Source organism: Herbidospora mongoliensis (assembly GCF_001570545.1).
Classification (GTDB): Bacteria; Actinomycetota; Actinomycetes; order Streptosporangiales; family Streptosporangiaceae; genus Herbidospora; species Herbidospora mongoliensis.
In genome coordinates this window covers 195551-213269 of sequence record NZ_BBXD01000020.1, presented here as the reverse complement: position 1 = coordinate 213269, position 17719 = coordinate 195551, and the positions used below count along the sequence as shown (strand labels likewise).

Annotated in this window: 14 protein-coding genes; 3 read left to right on the top strand and 11 right to left on the bottom strand. The window is 69.7% G+C overall.

Features of this window, described 5'->3' with window-relative positions:
- Positions 1-23: 23 nt before the first annotated feature.
- A complete protein-coding gene (locus AW272_RS30250; RefSeq protein WP_066372386.1) occupies positions 24-998 on the bottom strand; it encodes a M48 family metalloprotease in 975 nt (324 codons plus the stop codon).
- A 76-nt stretch (positions 999-1074) separates the two neighbouring features.
- On the opposite strand from AW272_RS30250, the gene AW272_RS30245 reads away from it, so the two are divergent.
- Positions 1075-1461, top strand: coding sequence for a BlaI/MecI/CopY family transcriptional regulator (locus AW272_RS30245; protein WP_066372384.1), 387 nt, complete (start codon positions 1075-1077; stop codon positions 1459-1461).
- A gap of 21 nt (positions 1462-1482) precedes the next feature.
- Here AW272_RS30245 and AW272_RS30240 read toward each other — a convergent pair whose 3' ends face one another.
- Positions 1483-2388, bottom strand: a complete 906-nt coding sequence (locus AW272_RS30240) for a TIGR03619 family F420-dependent LLM class oxidoreductase (protein WP_066372381.1) — start codon at positions 2386-2388, stop codon at positions 1483-1485.
- A 277-nt stretch (positions 2389-2665) separates the two neighbouring features.
- Here AW272_RS30240 and AW272_RS30235 point away from each other — a divergent pair, with 277 nt between their 5' ends.
- The gene (locus AW272_RS30235; protein ID WP_157518884.1) at positions 2666-4735 is read left to right on the top strand and encodes a hypothetical protein; all 2070 of its coding nucleotides are present in this window, start codon (positions 2666-2668) and stop codon (positions 4733-4735) included.
- Here the strand turns inward: AW272_RS30235 and AW272_RS30230 are convergent.
- From AW272_RS30230 to AW272_RS30210, 5 genes are all read right to left on the bottom strand, one after another.
- Positions 4682-5638, bottom strand: coding sequence for a hypothetical protein (locus AW272_RS30230; protein WP_066372377.1), 957 nt, complete (start codon positions 5636-5638; stop codon positions 4682-4684). The genes AW272_RS30235 and AW272_RS30230 overlap by 54 nt on opposite strands.
- Positions 5635-8130, bottom strand: coding sequence for an AAA family ATPase (locus tag AW272_RS30225; protein ID WP_066372375.1), 2496 nt, complete (start codon positions 8128-8130; stop codon positions 5635-5637). Before AW272_RS30225 ends, AW272_RS30230 begins: the two co-directional genes overlap by 4 nt.
- Positions 8130-9278, bottom strand: a complete 1149-nt coding sequence (locus AW272_RS30220; protein ID WP_066372372.1) for a metallophosphoesterase family protein — start codon at positions 9276-9278, stop codon at positions 8130-8132. Before AW272_RS30220 ends, AW272_RS30225 begins: the two co-directional genes overlap by 1 nt.
- Positions 9279-9288: 10 nt before the next feature.
- Positions 9289-10980: an ATP-binding protein gene (locus AW272_RS30215; RefSeq protein ID WP_245657792.1), complete on the bottom strand. Its 1692-nt coding sequence runs from the start codon at positions 10978-10980 to the stop codon at positions 9289-9291.
- Between the two features lie 69 nt (positions 10981-11049).
- Positions 11050-11577 (bottom strand): HIT family protein, encoded by a 528-nt coding sequence (locus AW272_RS30210; protein ID WP_245657791.1) that lies wholly within the window; start codon positions 11575-11577, stop codon positions 11050-11052.
- Between the two features lie 111 nt (positions 11578-11688).
- Between AW272_RS30210 and AW272_RS30205 the strand changes: the two genes are divergently transcribed.
- Positions 11689-12150 carry an Asp23/Gls24 family envelope stress response protein gene (locus tag AW272_RS30205; protein WP_066372366.1) on the top strand — a complete coding sequence of 154 codons (462 nt, stop codon included), beginning with the start codon at positions 11689-11691 and terminating at the stop codon, positions 12148-12150.
- A 182-nt stretch (positions 12151-12332) separates the two neighbouring features.
- On the opposite strand, the gene AW272_RS30200 is transcribed toward AW272_RS30205, so the two are convergent.
- The 4 genes from AW272_RS30200 to AW272_RS30185 form a co-directional block, all read right to left on the bottom strand.
- Positions 12333-14186 carry a DUF262 domain-containing protein gene (locus AW272_RS30200; RefSeq protein WP_066372363.1) on the bottom strand — a complete coding sequence of 618 codons (1854 nt, stop codon included), beginning with the start codon at positions 14184-14186 and terminating at the stop codon, positions 12333-12335.
- A gap of 402 nt (positions 14187-14588) precedes the next feature.
- Entirely contained in the window at positions 14589-15047 is a 459-nt protein-coding gene (locus tag AW272_RS30195) for a MarR family winged helix-turn-helix transcriptional regulator (RefSeq protein ID WP_066372359.1), read from the bottom strand.
- A 39-nt stretch (positions 15048-15086) separates the two neighbouring features.
- Positions 15087-17051: a threonine--tRNA ligase gene (thrS, locus tag AW272_RS30190; protein WP_083958817.1), complete on the bottom strand. Its 1965-nt coding sequence runs from the start codon at positions 17049-17051 to the stop codon at positions 15087-15089.
- A 69-nt stretch (positions 17052-17120) separates the two neighbouring features.
- On the bottom strand, positions 17121-17714 hold the full coding sequence (locus AW272_RS30185) for a glycoside hydrolase family 25 protein (RefSeq protein WP_066372356.1): 594 nt from the start codon (positions 17712-17714) through the stop codon (positions 17121-17123).
- Positions 17715-17719: the final 5 nt, after the last annotated feature.

The following is a 17719-nucleotide window of genomic DNA, read 5'->3' as shown; positions in this document are numbered from 1 at the left end:
GGTAGAAGTTAACATAGGCTCACCTAACCCAGCCAGCGGGCCGCCAGTTCGAGGAGTTCCCGCAGGTCCTCGACCGCTTCGCCGGTCCACACGACCGTCCCCGCCGCCAGCACGATCGGCACGAAGGCCAGCAGAGGGTGCGTTCTCCGCACCGGACGCAGCAACGCCGCCACCCGCAGCGGCACCGCCCCCGCCACCGCGTGCAACACACCCTGGGCGAGACCCGGACGACCGGCCGCCGCCAGCGCGGCCTCCCCGACGGCCCGCGCGACCAGCCCCCGATCGCCCACCTCGGCCGCCGCCTGCTCGTCGGCGGCCCGCTCCACCAGGAAGCCGACCCTGGCGCTCACCCAGCGCAGGGCGGGATGCGCGGCCCCCGCCAGCTCCGCCAGCCGCACCAGGCGATGGTGCGCTCCGGCCAGATGGGCGCGCTCGTGCGCCAGCAAAGCCGTGTACTGCCCGCCGGTCAGCGCGCCCCGCATCCCGGTGGTGACCACCACCCAGCCCGGCCGCCCTCGGCCGGGCACCGCGAAGGCCGTCACGGCGGCGTCGTCGACCACGACCACGTCCGCGCGGGCGGGCAGGTCGCGGCGATGGCGCCGACGCGTCCACCCCACGTCGACCACGTCGCCGTCCGCACGGGCGAACAGCCGCCCGGCGCGCAGGTCACGGCGGTGACGCCGATGCGTCCACCCCACCGCGACCGCCACCGCCGCCAGCAGCGGCACCGACCCCCACGACACCCACGGGACCTGCGCGGTGTCGGCCGCGACGATCCGCGACGACCAGCCCATCAGGTGCGCCACGGTCGGGACCTCGGCGACCGCGTGCAGGGCGAACAGCGCCAGGTTCGCGGTGCTGGCGACCGCGACCACGACGGCCGACCAGGCCAGCACCCGCGCGGCCAGCGCCGGTGCGAGCCGGCCGGCGACGAGGAAGGCGGCCAGCACGACCAGGGGCGGGATGACCACCACCGAGACCACGAAGTGATCGAACATTCCGCACCTCCGGGGGCCTCATGAGTGGCTATCAGCCTGCCACGAGATCCGGAATGTCCGGATAGGGTGTGCCCCGATGGACACTGACCCTTCCGGTCGCGACGAACGCCGCAGGCCCGGCGAACTGGAGGCGGCGATCGTGACCGCCCTGCGCGAAGCGGGCCGTTCCCTCACTCCCGGCCAGGTCCGCGACCTGCTCGCCCCCGACGGCGGCCTGTCCTACAGCGCCGTGGTCACCACGCTGAACCGCCTGCACAAGAAACAGGCCGTCACCCGCCGCCGGGAGGGCCGCTCCTTCCGGTACGGCGCCCTCGTCGACGCCGCCGACCTGGTCGCCCAGCGGATGAGCGCCCTGCTGAGCGCGGAGGCCGACCGCGCGGGAGTGCTCCGCCGGTTCGTGAACGATTTGGGCGCCGAAGACGAGGACCTGCTGCGGCGGTTACTCGCCGACGAGCCTGACTAGTCCTACAGCGCCTCGAATCCGTCATCCGGTGACGTCCCACATCCGCGCCGCCTCCTCCATCCGCTCCACGAACGCCTCCTCCGTGACGGTCGCGTCGTCGAAGGTGAAGTCGAGGAACACCTCGTCGATCCCGGCATCGTGATGTTTTTGCAGGTCGGCGGCGATGTCGTCCCAGGTGCCCTGGAAAGGTCGCCGCCGGTTCCCGGTGAAGCGGACGTTCCCCCGCACGATCACCTCGGGCTCCGGCCGCCCCGCCTTCGCCGCCGCCTCGGCCATGGTGTCACGCAGCGGCAACAGCATCTCCAGCGGCAACCCGCCCGGCAGCCACCCGTCGGCCAGACGACCGGCCCGTTCGAGGGCGCGAGGGGCGTACACCCCCAGATAGATGGGCGGGCAGGACGCCGGCTTCGGCGCGAAGGCCGTTTCGGGAACGGTGAAGAACCGTCCTTTGTACGCCATTCTCTCGGAGGTCCACAGCCCCCGGAGCACCGTGACGAACTCCTCGCTGCGCCGCCCCTGGCCCTCCGAGGTGTTCCCGGCCGCCTCGATCTCGTCCAGCGACCAGCCCTGGCCCAAGCCCACCCGCAACCGGCCACCGCTCAGCACGTCGAGCGTGGCGAGCTGTTTGGCCAGCACCACGGGGTTGTGCAGCAGCATGCACAGCACACTCGTGCCGAGCGTGACCCGCGACGTCGAGGCGGCGGCGAAGGTCAGCGTCGTCACCGGCTCAAGGGCGATCTTCATGGCGTCCGGCAGCCGGCCGTCCCGGGTCCCGGGGTAGCGGCTGCGCGGGTTGACGGGGTCGAGAAGGCGTTCACCCGCCCACAACGAGTGATATCCGAGCACTTCGGCCCGCTGGGCGACCGAGGTGATGAAGGCCGGTGTGGCGAGGTGACCGAGGGTCGGCAGACCGAGTCCAAGACGCATGACGAAACCCTTCCACGATCACGCCCGCCTGACGCCGAACGAGCGGGCGGACCGATCCCGAGTCGCGCCGGCCTTCCGTGATCACTCGTGGTCGAGACGCTGACCAGCGGGCTGACCGGGTCCAGGTCGCACCCGTCATCCGGCCCCTGAGACCTTCTGCGATCACTCGTGGTAGACGCTGGACGCGGCGTGTGCCGACCCCCTACGGTGCCCCTTGCCTGGTGCGTCGACAGAGGGGGACACCGTGCGGCGGTGGGCTGCTGGGATGGTCACGGCCATGATGGTCGCGATCGCGTGGGGGGCGCCGGCGGCGGCCCGGACGGCGGGCCCGGAGCAGGTGGCGCTCGTCGGGGTGCCCGGGCTGATGTGGAGTGACGTCACCGAGGGTGACACGCCGAATCTGTGGCGGCTGGCGGGTGAGAGCGCCGTCGGGTCACTGTCGGTGAAGTCCGTCGGCACGATCACCTGCCCTTATGACGGATGGCTGACGGTGTCGGCCGGGGTGCGGTCGGCCGTGGGGTCGCGGTGCGGGCTGCCGCCCGAGCCGGTCGAGGGCACGAACATGCTGCGCGAGTTCGGCTGGTTCGCCTCGGTCGCCGGGGTGCCGACCGCCGGGTCGGTGGGGGCGCTGCCCCGCACGATGGCCGTGGGGCCCGGCGGGGTGCTCGCGCTGTCGGACAAGCAGGGGGCCGTCAGCCGCTACCACGCCACGATCGACGAGGTCACCGACTGGTCGGCACCGGTGATCGCGGTCGACGTCGACACGCTGATCCGGCCCTACATCGCCGCCGACGGGAAGGTCGCCCGCGAGCCCGAGCAGGTCTCGGCGGCCGAGCGGCTCGCGGCGGTGCGGCAGGCCGACGCGCAGGTGGGCGCGGTGCTGGCCAAGCTGCCGCCCGGCGCGACCGTGTTGGTGGCGGGGCTGGCCGACCACGGTTCGGTCCCCCATCTGCGGGTGGCGATGATGCGGGCGTCCGGGACGACCGGCACGAGCCTGCTCGGGTCGGGCTCGACCCACCGCGACGACATGATCATTCTGCCCGACCTGACCGCGACGCTGTTCAGCGCGGCCGGGCAGGCCGCCGCCATCCCGGCGACCGTCATCGGGCAGCCCTTGAAGGCGGGCGAGCCGATCCCTCTCGACGAGGCGGTCGAACGCCTCCGCGACGCCGACACGGCCGGGCAGACGATCCGGAACATGGGCGGGATCTTCTTCACCACGCTGGCCGTGCTGCAGGTGCTCTTCTACATCGCGGCGTTCCTGCTGCTGCGCCGCCGCTCCGCGCTCGGGATCGTCCGGGTGGCCGCCGTGGCGCTGGCGTCGATCCCCGTGTCGACCTATCTGATCAACCTCACCCCGTGGGAGGCGAGCTCCGCGCCGACGCTGACCCTGGTCGGCGGGCTGGTCGCCTTCGACGTCGTGCTCGCCGTGCTCGCCCTGCAGGCGGCCCGGCTGACCAGGCCGGAGAACATCCTGGCGCCGCTGCTCGTCGTCTCCGGCGTCACCGCCGCCGTGCTGCTCGGTGATCTTCTTTCCGGCACGCACCTGCAGCTCAACAGCGTGATGGGCTACACCGGCGTGGTCGGCGCCCGCTACTACGGCCTGGGCAACATCCCGTTCGCGCTGCTGGCCACCGCCGTGCTGCTGGTGGCGACCGGCACGGCCGACTCGCTGGTCCGGCACGGCCGCCGGTCGATCGCGGTCGCATTGATCGCCGGGCTCGGGGTGTTCGCGATGATCCTCGGCGGCTGGCCCGGGGTCGGCAGCGACTTCGGCGGCGTGATCGCGTTCGTGCCCGGCATCGCGGTCGCGACGCTCATCGTGGCCGGGCGGCGGGTGTCGATCTGGAAGCTCGGCCTGTTCTGCGTCGCCGGCGGCGTGACCGTGCTGGCCATCGCCTACCTCGACTACCGCCGCCCGCCCGGGTCGCAGACCCACCTCGGGCGGTTCGTCGGGCAGATCTTCGACGGCACGTTCTGGCCGGTGATCGCGCGCAAGCTCGACGCCATGCTGGGCACGCTGCTCTCCCCCAACCTGATGCCCGTCGTCATCGCCGCGGTGGTGTTCCTGGTGTTCGCGGTGCTGCGGCCCGGTCAGGCGACGGCGGGGGTGCTGCCGGTGGCGTTCGAGCGGGCGCCCATGCTGAAGGCCGGCCTGCTCGGCGCGCTGGTCAGCGGCGGCATCGGCATGCTGGTCAACGACTCGGGCGCGGCCGTGCTGTCGATGGCGCTGGCCCTCGCGGTGCCGTTGGTGCTGAGCGCCGGGATCCGGGCGATCCAGCTCGACGGCCCGTCACCCGAGGGCGGCCGTCCGGAGGGCGCGGTAAAGCAGACGCGCGTCGCCTAGCCGGTGGCGCAGCAGCTTCTCCAGCCCGCCGATCGGGACGAGGTTCTGCGGCGCCCTCGGATCCTTGTAGTCGACCCCCGCCATCGGCGGCAGCGCCACCGTGACCTGGTCGGCCAGCGCGACGGCCTCCTCGACCGACAGGTCGGCGCCCGCCTCGCAGCGGGCGATCCCGGCCCACGGCGCGGTAGAGATCGTGGGCAGCCGCAGATACCAGGCGTAGCGGCTCCAGTTCGTCCCCATGAAGAAGACCGGCGTCCGCTGGCCCGGCTTCAGGTCCGACACCACGACCGACTGGGCCGGGGGCAGGTAGGACGTGTGATGCGTCTTCACATAGCCGACGGCGTTGTGCAGGTGGGTGCGCCCCCGCAGCGGCCCGTCGACCAGCAGCAGTTCGTCGTGGCCGGTGTTCGACCGGTATTCGACGGCCATGTCGGCTTCGAGCTCGGTCAGTTTCTGCTGGAGCGCCAGTGACCCGTCGTCGTCGCCGACCACCTCGAAGGTCGTGTACGTCACCGGCCCCGCCACCAGGTCGGACACCCCTTTGGCCGGGCTGAACACCCCGCGTCTGATCTCGACCGCGACCGGTTCGGCCCCCTTCTCACCGCACCGGACGATCCCGGCGGCGTAGGAGGCCGCGATCCCCGGCGCGGGCATGCCGCCCTGCGGGTCGTCGACCCAGACGCGGGCGTCGATCCGGCGGACGCCGTCGGCGATCAGCAGCGTCTCCGGCGCCTTGGCCGTCGAGCCCGGCGTGATCGGCCGCCACCGCGGGATGGGGATCTCGATGTCGAGCGTGAGGGCGGCGGTGCTGCCCTCCATCTCGGCCTCGAAGGCCAGGCTGGCGCCGTAGCCGGGGTCCCAGGGATCGACGCTGAACCCGGGGGCGTGGAGCGTGGTGGTCACCGAACCACCTTTCTGACGTGGGAACCGGAGGCGTCGCGGGAGACCTCGAACCGGACCGGAACCCGGTCGGCCAGGGCCGGAACGTGGGTGACGACGCCGATCATGCGTTCGTGGCCGGAGGCGAGCCGTTCGAGGGTGGCGGCCACCATGTCGAGGGTGGCCGGGTCGAGGGTGCCGAAGCCCTCGTCCAGGAAGATCGAGTCGAGACTGCGTGCGGCGGCCGCGGCCAGGCCCGCGACCTGGTCGGACAGCGCCAGCGCGAGGGCGAGGGAGGCCTGGAAGGTCTCCCCGCCCGACAGGGTCCGGGCGCTGCGGCGCAGCCCCGCCTCGGCGTAGTCGACGACCTCGATGTCGCCCCTGCCGCCGAGGACGAGTTCGTATTGGCCGTCGGACAGGTCTTTCAGGGTCTCGGACGCGGCGGCGACGAGGAGTTCCAGCGCCTCGGCACAGAGCCAGCGCTCGAACTGGTTGGCGCGCAGCAGCAGCGCCAGTTCGTGGGCGACCCTGGCCTCGCCTTCGTGGACGGCGACACGTTCAGCCAGGTCGGCGGCGTGTTTGCGGGCCTCCTGGACGCGGGCGAGCCGCTCGTCCGCCTGGGCGGCGGCGCGGGCGACCTGCTCGGCCATCCGGTCGCCGGGGTTCAGGGTGACGCCGTGCTGAGCGATGCGCTCCACCAACGCCCGCCGGGCCTCCTGCGCACCGGACCTGGCCTGTTCGAAGCGAGCGTCGGCGGCTTCGGCCTCGGCTCGGGTGCTGGCCGAGGTCTCATCACGCCAAGCCAGCAGCGCGGTCCAAGCGGCGTGGACGTCACCCGGATCCAGTGGCGGCGGCGCGAACGCGGCGACGGTGTCGCGGGCCGCGTTGAGATCACGCCACGCCTGTTCGGCCTTGCGCCGGGCCTCCTCGACCGCGCGGGTGGCCTGGGTCGCGGCGCGCCGGGCCTCGCGGGCGTCCCGGCGGACGATCGCGACCTTTCTGGCGGCCTCGTCGATCTGGGCGAGCAGCCTCTCGATCTCGGTAGCCCTGTGCGGGTCGGGCGGCATGGTTCCGGCCAGGTCCCGGGCGCGCGCGGTGAGTAGTTCGGCCTTGGCGGCCAGGCCGTCGTGGCGGGTGCGGGCCTGCTGTCCCATCTCCCGGACCGTGACGAGGCGGCGTTCGGCGGCGAGCAGCGCGTGCGACTCGTGGCCGTCATGACGAGCACCGTGGCGGGTGTCCGCCTGGCGGTCGTCTTGCCCGCCTGTGGGCAAGACGTTCGGCTCCAATGGGCCGGGAACGACGGTGACGATCTGGTGGCAGACCGGGCAGGGGTCGCCTTGGACCAAGGTGCGGGCCAGGTCGGCGCCGACGTGGGCGATGCGGACCTTGGTCAGGTCACGGTCGGCCTCCTCGTAGTCGCGGAAGGCCCTGGCGAGGGCGTCGGCGGCCACGATCAGTTCGGCGGTGACCGCTTCGGCCTCCTTTCCGGCCTTGGCGGCTTCGGCGGTGCGGCGGGTGCGTTCGGTCAGGTCGCCCAGTTCGGCCGTGAGCGCGGCCCGGTCTCCCAGGGCTTCGAGCTCGCGGTCGGCCTGTTCTTCGAGGTCGTCGAGGCGAGCCTGTTCCCTGACGGCCAGGTCGGCCCTCTCCGCTCCGAGCCGGGCCGACTCGGCCAGGCCGGGCACTTCGCCGGGGAGTGCGAGGGCGCCCAGCTGGGCGAGTGTACGGAGAATGGTCACCCGCTCGGTATCGGCGGCCTTCGCGGCGTCGTCCAGGACCTGGAGTTTCTCCAGATCGGTGCCGACGCGTCGGGAGAGTTCGTGCAGCGCGGTGGCTCGCTCGCGGGCGGCCCGCTCCGCCGCCTCGTCGGCTCCGGACAGGCGGGCCAGCTCGCCCCTGGCGAACTCGGCGGCCTGGTTCTGCTTGTTCTCCTCGACGACGGCGGCCTTGCGGACCTGCTCGTAGACGTCGGCGTCGAGGAGCTGCACGAGGAGGTCTTGGCGGTCGCTCGGGGTGGCGTGGAGGAACTCGGCGAAGCGGCCCTGGGGCAGCACCACGCACTGGGTGAAGAACTTGTATTCCAGGCCGGTGACCCGGGCCACCTCGACGGCCACCTGTTCGCCTTCGGCCACCGGTTTGGAGGTGGCGGTCAGTTCGAGCAGGTCGGACTCGGCCAGGATCGACGCGTCGAGCAGGTCGAGCCGCGCCTCCTTGGTGCGGACCGTCCCTTTGGCGTCGCGCAGCAGCGTCCGGACGGCGGCGTAGCGGCGGCCGGAGACCTCGAAGACCAAGGCGACCTTGCCGGATGTCGCGGAGGGCGCCAGCGCGTGGGCGACGACGTTCTCCTTGCCCCACCTGGGCACGCTGCCGTAGAGGGCGAAGCAGATGGCGTCGATCACGGTGCTCTTGCCCGCGCCGGTCGCCCCGACCAGCGCGAAGTAGTCGACCTCGGCGAAGTCGACGTCGGAGGCGGCCCGGAAGCTGCCGAAGTTCTCCATGTGGAGCCGGATGGGACGCATCAGCGGGTCACCTCGTCGTGGAGGCGGTCGAAGAGGGTGCCGAGGGCCTCGACGTCTTTGCCCGAGGCGGTCAGGTATTCGCGGACCAGGTCGCGTGGGCCCCTTCCGGCGCCCGTGGTCTGGCGCTTGCGCACGCTCGCCGGTCTGAAGTCGGGGTGGAGATCCACTTGAAGGGCGCCCGGCAGCAGCTCACGGACCGTGTCGGCCAGGCCCGCCCGGGGTTTCTCGGCCACGATCACCCTCAGCCAGGCGTCGCCGAGGTCGGCGGCCATCGCCTCCAGGCGGTCGAGGCTGCCGGTGACCGTGGTGAGGACACGCGCCTTCTCCAGCGCGACCTCGCGGACCTTGGCCGGGACGCCCGGGGAGACCTCGACGATCAGTGCTCCGGGCTGGTTCTTCTCCTCACCGAAGTCGACGGCCAGGGGCGAGCCGCTGTACCAGATCGGGCAGGGGCCCGGCATCTGCTGCCGTCGGTGCAGGTGGCCCAGCGCCGCGTATTGGGCCGTCGGGGGGAAGGCGGTCGACTCGAAGTAGTAGGAGAAGATCGTCTGGGCCTGGCGTTCGCCGCCGCCCATCTTCCCGCCGGGCATGGTGCCGTGGGTGGTCACCAGGTTGACGGTGTCGCCGGTGAAGCCCGCGGTCAGCGCTTCGGTGAGGCGGCCGACGCGGTCGGCGTAGCTGCGGTTGTGCTCGGCCGCCGTCTCGGTGATCAGCTCGGCCGCGCGCACCACGTGGCGGTGGGACAGGAACGGGAGCACCGCGCACTTGACCGGCTCGCCGGTGCGGGCGGTGAACTCGAGGATTCCGCCCTGGTCGGGCCGCCGGAACAGGCCGGACACGTGGATGCCCAGGGCGCCCAGCACCGGCCGGTAGACCTCCAGGAGCTGGGCGTTGTCGTGGTTCCCGGCCAGGACGACCACCTCCCGGCCGCCCTCACGCAACTGCATCAGCGCGCTCATGACCAGGCCCTGCGACTCGGGCGTGGGCGCCGAGGTGTCGAACAGGTCGCCGGCGACCAGCACCAGGTCGACGTCTTCCCGGCGGGCCAGGCCCACCAGCTCCCAGAGCACCGCGCGGTGCTCCTCATGACGCCCCCGGCCCTTGAGGACCTTGCCGACGTGCCAGTCGGCCGTGTGCAGGATCTTCATCGGGGCCTTCCTAGAACGGGGGGATGTCGTCTTCGGGCGCCGGCAGCCCGGCGAACGGATCGGCGATCGTCGTCAGCATCGTCGGCGCGGCCCCGGCCTCGGAGGGGCGGGTGGCCCAGGCGGGGAACGGGAAGTTCACGGCCAGCGGCACGGGGATCTCCGGCTGCATGACGAACATGGTGCCGGGCTTGGCGATGGTGGCACGGTCGCGGGCGGTGCCGGTCAGCCAGCCGTATTCGGAGCGGGTGGCCTCGGCCGGGTCGAGCCGCCCCGCGACCCGGATCGCGCAGTTCGCCACGATACGCCTCTCCACCTCGGACGCGGTCTGCTGGGCACCGATCAGGATGACGCCGAGCGACCGGCCGCGTTCGGCCACGTCGAGCAGGATCTCCTTGATCGGTGAGTCTCCGTCGCGGGGGGCGTACTTGTTGAGCTCGTCCAAGACTACGAACAGCAGCGGCCTGGCCGAACCGGACAGCTCCTTGCGGGCGAACTCGCCGCGCAGCACCACGCCCACGACGAACCGCTGGGCGCGTTCGGGCAGGTTGTGCAGGTCGACGATGGTCACCTGGGCGTCGGAGACACCGATCGAGTGGGGCCGCCCGGCCGGGAGATCGCCCCGCAGGATCGGCGTGAGCGACCTGATCGAGCTGCGCAGCCGCCGCAGGAACGCGTTGACCGTGCCCAGCGACGCGGGGAAGCCGGTCCAGGTCGAGCGGGTCGACTCGTCGGCCAGCCGCTCGTCGATCAGGTCGACGAGCTGGGGATAGGTGCGGCACTCGACGTCGTCGACCTTGACCGCGCCCGCCGCGCCCAGCGGCTCGACGAGCAGCTTCAGCTTGGCCGCGACCTGGCCGATCAGCAGGTTGTATTGAGATTTCTCGTCGTCGGCGTCGGCGAAGACGTAACGGAGGAGTTCGTTCTCACAGAACTCGGCCAGCGTCCAGTAGAAGGAACTGACGCCCTTGGTCCGGGCCGTGACGTGGGGCACGCCGTGGACGTCGCCGGGCCTCGGCGGCGCGAACACGTGGACGCTGCGGAACGGCTGGGCGGGCAGCCCGAGCGTCGCGTAGCCGGCGCGGGAGTTGTCGTCGGCGCGGGTGTTGGCGTGGTCGAGGAACAGCAGGTCCTCGCCCTTGACCGAGAAGATCAGCGCCTTGGTGTTGGACGCCTCGGCCCCCAGCACTCCGGAGTTGAACACCGAATAGAGCAGGAACGTCGCGAACGAGGTCTTGGTCGCCACGCCCGACACCCCGGAGATCGACACGTGGGCGCCGCGGGTGCCGTCGAGGAAGTCGAAGTTCAGATAGGTCGGTTCGCCGTCGCGCCCGATGCCCATCGGCACCCGGCGCTCCATCACGTCGAAGTAGAGCGCCTGGTCGCGGTCGGCCCCCTTGGCCCGGAAGGCGGGCGCCCCCGGCAGCGGCGGCACGAACACCTCGGGCTCGACCCGGGTGACCCGCACCTCCGCGACCTCCACGACGGCGGCGGGCAGCGAGCCTTCAGCAATCAGGAACACGTCGGAGTCGAAGGCGGCGCCCTCGTGACGGGCCTCGACGTGGGTGACCACCCCGGCGATCAGCACCATGCCGTGACCCGGCACGTCGCGCCGGGTCACCACCACCTCGTCGAGCTGCACGACCTTCCCCGGTTGCAGGCCGATCCAGAACGACAGGGGCGAGGCCGACTGTGTGCCCAGCACACGGCCGACAGCCTCACCAGCGGGGACACCAGAGAACCCATCCGTCACCCTGGGCAGGGTAGTGCAGCCCTACGACGTTTTCTCAGGCCATGCCTGGGCGAGCAACTCCCGGGTGTCCCGGAGCAACTGTGGTAGAACCCGCGTGTGCCCCACGACGGGCATGAAGTTCGTGTCGCCGCCCCAGCGGGGCACCACGTGCTGGTGGAGATGGGCGGCGATCCCGGCCCCCGCGACCGAACCGAGGTTCATCCCGACGTTGAAACCCTGCGCGCCGCTGGCGTCCCGGAGGGCCATGAGGGCCTTCTGGGTGAAGTCGGCGAGCTCGGCCGTCTCGGCCGCGTCGAGGTCGGTGTAGTCAGGCACGTGCCGGTAGGGACAGACCATCAGATGGCCGGAGTTGTACGGATAGAGGTTCAGAACCGCGTACACGACCTCACCCCGGGCCACGATGAGCCCGTCGGCGTCATCCATCTTCGGGATCTCGCAGAACGGGCACCCGTCACCGGCGCCCGGACCGGTCGGCTTGTTCTCTCCCTTGATGTACGCCATCCGGTGCGGCGTCCAAAGCCGTCCGAAAGCGTCGGGCACGTCTGTCATGTCGGCCAGCATATTGGGGACCAGGCGGCGATACCCGCGCCGACCGGGTCTAACGCCGGACAAACCCTTCGATCTTCCGGCAGAATCCTGCTGACCTGAGGAGATGATCGTGTGACCGACGTCGCGTACGAATCCCAGAACGAGTCCCCCTCCGCGGAAACCGAAGAGGCCACCCAGGAGCCCCAGATCTCGGTGACCGGCCTCAAAGGCAAGATCACCGTCGCCGACGAGGTCGTCGAGAAGGTGACCGCCCTGGCCGCCAGGCAGGTCCCCGGCGTCGCCGACCTCGGCGGCGACCTCGCCAGGATCTTCGAGACGGCCCGCACCACCATCGGTCTCGGCAGCAAGCGCGCCAGCCAGGGCGTCCGGGCCGAGATCCAGGACGGCATGGTCGCCATCGACATCACGATCGTCATCGTCTACGGGCACGTGGTGATGGAGGTCGCGGCCGAGGTCCAGTCGAGCGTGGCCACGTCGGTGTCGCAGATGCTCGGCATGGAGGTCGTCGAGGTCAACGTGACCGTCGACGACGTCCGCCTCCCGGGCGAGGGAGCGGCCACCGAAGCCGCCTGACCCCTTCACTCAAGGCCGGACCTGTATCGGGTCCGGCCTTTCACGTGAGATACAGGGCTTGCGGCGACCGCAGAGTGCCAGGGCACCGCGCCTGGGCGTTGCCGCCAAGGGGACAGGCAAAGGCCATCTCGTACGGAAGCGTCGAACCATCCGCTAGGCGAGCGTGGGCGGGCATCGCAGCATTAAGGCGTGGCTGGGCGCGGCCAAATCTGGATGATGCGCTGAGCCAGTGTGGCCGAGCGGTCAACGATCGCCTTGTCGGTCCACACCGCAGGGTTGGCTACTACGATCTCGGCGTTGAGCTTGAGCGTGGAGTGTTGCTGAAGCAGGCTCCGCTTCCCGACCACCGGTCCGGAGTCGGTCAGACCAAGCGTCTCCGTCTCGAGATCGGTCCACGGGCGGTTAGAAAGTTTGGGGTTGAGGCGTTCATTGGCAAGCGTGAGATTGCCGAGCGTCTGGACGAGGTGGCTGCGCGACTGCCGAGCCCCGTGGTCGGAGGGGTTGATGCTCCAGTGCTCTTCCCAGTTCTGCGGCATGACGTGCTCGATGGTCAACCGGCCGCGCGGGCAGTGCTCGTGCTCGGCCCACTTTCCTCTCGCGAGGTCTTCTAGCGCCTCGAGCACCATCCGCAAGCGCCCCCGAGTCAGGTCCTTGTATACCCGGATAGCGCGGATCGCTTCGATCACCTCTTTATCGGCAGGCCACGAGCCCGCAGTGGCCGTGCTCTTGGCGAGGTAGCTCTCCGTCACATCGCCGGCCTTCTCGGGGCCGTGCCGATCCAGTTCCCGCAGGAGCTCTACGACGATCCGGTTGTAGTTCTTGGTGGTCAGTTTGCACAGCATGCGTCGCACCAGCCAGCTCTCCATCGAACGGAGAGCCTTGATGCGTTGTTCAGGGGAGATCCTTTCCGGCGGCCAGCGGAGAATCCACAGCAGAAAAGGGCCGACGACCGAAGCTTCCATGACGCTGATGACCCGGTAGTAGAAAGTCCCCTGGGCTGACTCCCACGGGAGATGCTCGAGCCCGGCGTAGACGTCAGCGTCGTCGGCCAGGTCTCGCATGACTTCCCAGGCGGGGAGCTGAGTAGTCCGGATATGTTCACGAAACTCACTGAAGACTCGGTCGGCTGGCACATCACGGAGCAGACGCATGGTCAGCCAGTAATTGATGAAAATATCGACGTAGGGTCGATAGAGCCGTCCCTGCCGAACGTCTCGGCGCCAGTGATTGGAGTCGAACGGCTTCCAGTACTGCTCATAGAGGGACCGCAGGTCCTCATTCTGGCCCGCGGCGAGCTGGAAGACCATGTTCTTGATCAGATCCGCAGCAAGCAGCGGGGTGCCGCGATGGTTCAGGGTTTCGAAGATGACTTGCGCGTTATCTCCCGGTTCAAGATCGATGACCACTAACCGGAGGTAGCTGCGCATAGCGTGCGTCAGAGCGGTGATCCTGCTCCTGCACTTGTCCGGGTCGCCTTCCGGCTGAGCCCACTCGATGATCTGGGACACGAAGTAGGTGTGGGCTGAGGCGATACTGCTGCCGACAAGAGATTCGGGTACCTCTTGCTCGTTATCCATGACGGCACGGAATGCCTCTTGATCTCTGTCTGTCGGCCAGACCTTGAAGATCTCGTCGTGTCGCTGAGCCAGATCCTTGTCGTTCAGGACGAGCGATTCAAGGGCACGCCCATCAATGGGGAGACCGTGTCTCTCGGCAACCAGTTGTGCGGCGTCAAGAAGAATCTGCAAGGTGGTCAGGCGTTGCTGGCCGTCGATGACATGGCGTACAGGGATGAAGGCGGTGGGCGTGAGCTGTTGTTCGAGAACGATCGCGCCGAGGAAGTGCGGAGGGACGGGTGAGCCCCCGTACAACGTGTCCTTTGTGGTAAGAAGCTGCTCGGCGACAGCCCTGACATCCTCCCAGAGGGGTTCCCACTGATCTGTCCGGTTCCAGACGTATGGGCGTTGGAACAGCGGAATTAAGTATCGGATCGGGCTTCCGAAGATCTCAGCGGGGGTTCTGGTGTCGGCCTTCATACATCCTCGGTGACGTGTTGAAACGGGCGTATTCACAGCGACCTGCTTTACCGCTGAGATTCTTACACTCCGCATCAACGCCGAAACGAGGCAAGCGATCTCGTCGCCGAAGCGAGACCATTCAGATTGCGCTCAATGGGTACTTACCACCTCCAGCTGTAATGGGGACCTGGCTGGATGAGGCGGGGGCGGGGTCTTGTTGGCCTATGCCATTTCGCCCGGGCGCATGCTGATCGATCAGGTGTATCTGCCCACAAGCCGTACCCATGATCGACCTGGAGCGCCGGGAGCGGGAGAGTTGCGGTCAAGCATGGCTTGGCGACCAAGCCCGACGATTACACCCGCCCCCGAGCTCGGCAAAGTCCAGAGTCAGGGGGCCATTGCCAGCGTCTTGCGTTCCCCCTAAGACGGCAGGTCGCCGTCGCCGCCCAGGTTGGCGACCACGCGTCGCAGCACGTTGATCGCCGTCACGAAGTCATCGGGGTCGACCCCGTCGCGCGTCCGCTCCAGCACCGGTGTGAGCCGTTCCTTCGCCCGCAGCCGCCCGGCCTCGCCCTCGTCGGTGAGAGTCAGCCGCCCGTCGAGCTCGGTCACCCACCCCCGCCCGACCAGGTCGTCGAAGACCGTCTCGAAGTCGAGCCCGAGGTCTTCCCACGTCGCCAGGCGCGAAGCCAGCTCGCCCCGCGACCAGCGTCCCGGGGCCGCGGCGGCGTGGTTGAGGGTCCACCAGTGCGGCTGGGTCAGACTCTCCACCGCGAGTTCGGCGCGGATCGCGCCCACGACCCGCCGGTAGGCCTCTCCCGTCCACGCCCCGATGGGCTGGCCGTTCAGGACCTCCGGCGGATACTCCTTGATCGTCATGGAAGACGACGCTAAAACCTCAAGCCGACTTGACGTCAACTACGCGAGGCGGCGCTCCACCGCGTCGACGATCTCGGCCACGGCCGTGTCGACGGAGACGCCGTTCTTCTGCTCCCCGTTCCGGTAGCGGAAGGAGACCGCCCCGGCCGCCACGTCGTCGTCGCCGGCGAGCAGCATGTAGGGCACCTTCGACTTCTGGGCGTTGCGGATCTTCTTCTGCATCCGGTCGGACGACGAGTCGACCTCGACCCGGATCCCGTGGGCCTTCAGCTTCTTGGCGACATCCTGCAGGTAGGCCACGTGGTCGTCGGAGATCGGGATGCCGATCACCTGCACGGGGGCCAGCCACGCCGGGAACGCGCCCGCGTAGTGCTCGGTCAGCACGCCGAAGAACCGCTCGATCGAGCCGAACAGCGCCCGGTGGATCATGACGGGACGCTGCCGCGAGCCGTCGGCCGAGGTGTATTCGAGCTCGAAGCGCTCGGGCAGGTTGAAGTCGAGCTGGATGGTCGACATCTGCCAGGTGCGGCCGATGGCGTCGCGGGCCTGGACGGAGATCTTGGGGCCGTAGAAGGCCGCGCCGCCCGGGTCGAGGACCAGTTCCAGGCTCTCGCCCTCGGCGACCTCGCGCAGGACCGCCGTCGCCTCTTCCCAGGTCTCGTCGTCGCCGACGAACTTCACCGGGTCCTTGGTCGACAGCTCCAGATAGAAGTCGTTGAGGCCGTAGTCGCGCAGCAGGTCGAGGACGAAGCGGAGCAGCGAGACCAGCTCGCCGCGCATCTGCTCGCGGGTGCAGTAGATGTGGGCGTCGTCCTGGGTCAGGCCGCGCACGCGGGTCAGGCCGTGGATCACGCCGGACTTCTCGTAGCGGTAGACCGTGCCGAACTCGAAGGTCCGCAGCGGCAGCTCGCGGTAGGAGCGGCCACGGGCCTTGAAGATCAGGTTGTGCATCGGGCAGTTCATCGGCTTGAGGTAGTAGCGCGCGCCCTCGAGCTCCATGGGCGGGAACATGCCGTCGGCGTACCAGTCGAGGTGGCCGGAGATCTTGTAGAGGTTGTCTTTGGTGATGTGGGGGGTGTTGACGAAGGAGTAGCCGGCCTCCTCGTGCTTCTTGCGCGAGTAGTCCTCCATCACCTTGCGGATCACGCCGCCCTTGGGATGGAAGACCGGCAGGCCGGAGCCCAGTTCGTCGGGGAAGGAGAACAGGTCGAGCTCGACGCCCAGCTTGCGGTGGTCGCGCTTCTCGGCCTCTTCGAGGAACGCCAGATATTCGTCCTGCTTCTCGCGGGACTCCCAGGCGGTGCCGTAGATGCGCTGGAGCTGCGGGTTCTTCTCGCTGCCGCGCCAGTAGGCGCCGCCCGAGCGCATCAGCTTGAAGGCCGGGATCACGCGGGTGGAAGGCAGGTGGGGACCCCTGCAGAGGTCCTTCCACTTGAGGTCGCCGCTCTTGGGGTCGATGTTGTCGTAGATCGTCAGCTCGGCGCCGCCGACCTCGACGCTCTCGCCGGCGTCGCCGTCAACGGCGCCGCCCTTGAGGCCGATCAGTTCGAGCTTGTACGGCTCCGCCGCCAGCTCCTCGCGGGCCTCGTCGTCGGAGACGGCCCGGCGGGCGAAGGTCTGCCCCTGCTTGACGATCTCGCGCATGCGCTTCTCGATGCGCTTGAGGTCGTCGGGAGTGAACGGCGACTTGACGTCGAAGTCGTAGTAGAAGCCGTTCTCCACGGGCGGCCCGATGCCGAGCTTGGCCTCGGGGAACAGCTCCTGGACGGCCTGGGCCATCACGTGGGCGGCCGAGTGGCGCATGATCGCCCGGCCGTCGTCACTGCCGATCTCGACCGGCTCGACGACGTCCCCCTCAACGGTCAAACCCGCCAAATCGCGCAAATCGCCATTAGCGCGCGCCGCGATCACGGACCTGCCGTCGGCCTCCAGCAGCTCGCCGTACGTCGTGCCCTCGTCTACCGAGCGCTCGACCCCTGCGACGGTGACGGTGATAGCGGACACGATGGTTCTCCTCAAACGAAAACGATGAGCGTGAATGAACAGGCCGACTCTACCGGGATTCCCGAATCCCTATTTCCCGCGCCGGTCCGGCGCGCCCAGCGCGATCAGGTCGGCCACGGTGCCCGCGAACACGTCGAGATCGAGCGGGCTGGCCGCGTACTGCTGGATGGCCCAGCCGGTCCAGGGCGCGGGCACGCGGGGCTCCCCGACGGGACGGCCCGGGTCGGCGATCCAGAGCGGATACGCCGACAGGCCGTCACAGTAACCCTCCGCCGCGAAGTGGAGATGCGTCCAGACGAACGGGAGCAGCCCGCACCGGCGGCTGACCTCGGCGCACCAGCGGCGGCCGAACTCGGCGACCTCGGGGGCGGGCAGCCCGTCGGTGGCCTTGAACTCCAGGGCGGCCAGGTCGCCGGGGGCGAGCCTGGCCGTGTCGAGGAAGTGCCTGGCCTGGGTGTGGGCGTCGCCCAGCGGGCGGGCCACGTGGTAGGCGCCGCGGACGAATCCGGCCCGGCCCATGGCCGTCCAGTTCTCCGCGAAACGGGTGTCGGCGAGCCGGTCGCTCTCGGTGGCGCGCGCGAAGGCGAACACCGCGTCGGTCTCGGCCTGGGCCGACCAGTCGACGGGGCCCTGCCAGTCGGACACGTCGATGCCGTGGATCACCGCTG

What these genes read in the sequence shown, in the direction of transcription:
- AW272_RS30220 (WP_066372372.1), bottom strand. Translation starts at nt 9,278, where the DNA reads ATGAAGATCCTGCACACGGCCGACTGGCACGTCGGCAAGGTCCTCAAG.
- AW272_RS30225 (WP_066372375.1), bottom strand. Translation starts at nt 8,130, where the DNA reads ATGCGTCCCATCCGGCTCCACATGGAGAACTTCGGCAGCTTCCGGGCC.
- AW272_RS30250 (WP_066372386.1), bottom strand. Translation starts at nt 998, where the DNA reads ATGTTCGATCACTTCGTGGTCTCGGTGGTGGTCATCCCGCCCCTGGTC.
- AW272_RS30195 (WP_066372359.1), bottom strand. Translation starts at nt 15,047, where the DNA reads ATGACGATCAAGGAGTATCCGCCGGAGGTCCTGAACGGCCAGCCCATC.
- AW272_RS30200 (WP_066372363.1), bottom strand. Translation starts at nt 14,186, where the DNA reads ATGAAGGCCGACACCAGAACCCCCGCTGAGATCTTCGGAAGCCCGATC.
- AW272_RS30245 (WP_066372384.1), top strand. Translation starts at nt 1,075, where the DNA reads ATGGACACTGACCCTTCCGGTCGCGACGAACGCCGCAGGCCCGGCGAA.
- AW272_RS30210 (WP_245657791.1), bottom strand. Translation starts at nt 11,577, where the DNA reads ATGACAGACGTGCCCGACGCTTTCGGACGGCTTTGGACGCCGCACCGG.
- AW272_RS30235 (WP_157518884.1), top strand. Translation starts at nt 2,666, where the DNA reads ATGATGGTCGCGATCGCGTGGGGGGCGCCGGCGGCGGCCCGGACGGCG.
- AW272_RS30240 (WP_066372381.1), bottom strand. Translation starts at nt 2,388, where the DNA reads ATGCGTCTTGGACTCGGTCTGCCGACCCTCGGTCACCTCGCCACACCG.